2 protein-coding genes are annotated in these 1,411 nt (G+C 33.8%); both read right to left on the reverse strand.

Annotation, left to right across the window (positions count from 1 at the left end; genetic code table 11):
- Window positions 1–11: 11 nt before the first annotated feature.
- On the reverse strand, window positions 12–317 hold the full coding sequence (locus JCM10991_RS11670) for an IS30 family transposase (protein WP_025021585.1): 306 nt from the start codon (window positions 315–317) through the stop codon (window positions 12–14).
- A complete protein-coding gene (locus JCM10991_RS15490; RefSeq protein ID WP_023859012.1) occupies window positions 304–513 on the reverse strand; it encodes a hypothetical protein in 210 nt (69 codons plus the stop codon). Before JCM10991_RS15490 ends, JCM10991_RS11670 begins: the two co-directional genes overlap by 14 nt.
- Between the last annotated feature and the right edge of the window lie 898 nt (window positions 514–1,411).

Genomic DNA, 1,411 nt, shown 5'->3' on the forward strand with positions numbered 1-1,411 from the left:
GACTGCATCTTCTACGAATTAAATGTAATAATGGCAGTACTTTTATGGATAAATCGTCTAATAATACGAATTACATTCTCATTTGAACCACGTTCACTTGGAGTGTATGGAGTCGCATAATAAGTGTTACTGTGAACTTCTTGAAGGCGTGAAAATTCTAGTCCGTTATCTGAGGTTAAAGACTTGAAAGTCTGATAGAACGCTTTTTCATCCGTACTAGACTTCAACTCTTCGAGTTTCTTATTAGCGGATTCAGAACTCTTATCTTTGATACGAAAAATCACAGTATAGCAAGATAAACGGTCAGTTAAGACCATTAAAACGTTTGTCCATAGAGTCTTTCTTGCCAACGACAGTATCAATTTCAAAGTATCCAATTTCAGAACGACTATCAATGTAAGTAGGACGTTCATTAATACTGCGCCCCAATACACGTTTAACTGGAGCCTTTGAAGATTTAGGATCATTCTTACGAGTGGTTTTAGACATTAAATCAACGTTTTTAGTCTGCATAATACCTTTATCAATCCAAGTGTAAATAGTGCATTCACATGGAATAAATTCCGTAGGAATTACTTCTTCAAGCTTTTTAGTTGTAGCATATGGTGAGTACTTAATACCATCAACTTTACCCAGGAGTAAGCTATCTAATTTCGTTACAATTTCAGGAAAAGACCAATAAATAGGTTTTCTTCCACATTACAATTTATTAGACGCATAACGAATTTGTCCAACTTCTGCATAATATTGTTCGTTGTAATAGCGGTATTCTTTACCATTAGCTTTCTTTTGTATCTACTTAATGGTTTTTACCCATCCACGCTTAACCTTATTATTAATGGTTTGAGAGACCCTATTGCGCTTCCTAGCGATTTGACGGTTAGATAAGCCCATTTATTTCTTTGTAGGCTTGAATTTGTCCACGCTCTTGAATCGTTAAATGAGTTCCTTTTTGAGGGTGATTTATTACAATTTGTGTGTTATCAGTAACCAATGTCATAAGTACTTTACCGTGCCTTTCATTTGTTTTATATGAAAGATACTCAACAATAGTAAATTCGAATAATTCATCACGCTAATTTTTCAATGATTGACACATGAAAGTCACAAGGGCCTTCGTTATAATTAATATCCTTTAACGAAGATTCTTGTGACTTTCTTTTTCTTCAAAAAATATCAGAAATTTCTGCATTTCTTCCAATTGTTTCACGTGAAACATCACCGAGATGTTTCATAATTTTTCGACAAAATCCACGCACACACCGCCAATCGATATAAACGAATATACATATACGTAACTTTATAAGTATATGTATACGCTAATTGCTAGTTTGTAATACTTCCATTTTTTGTAAATTGTACAGTGTTATGATTGATTCAAAATCGGCTTGAAACCCTTCTAACTACGGTT

Origin of the sequence: Ligilactobacillus equi DSM 15833 = JCM 10991 (assembly GCF_000615765.1) — a bacterium.
GTDB classification, from domain to species: Bacteria; Bacillota; Bacilli; order Lactobacillales; family Lactobacillaceae; genus Ligilactobacillus; species Ligilactobacillus equi.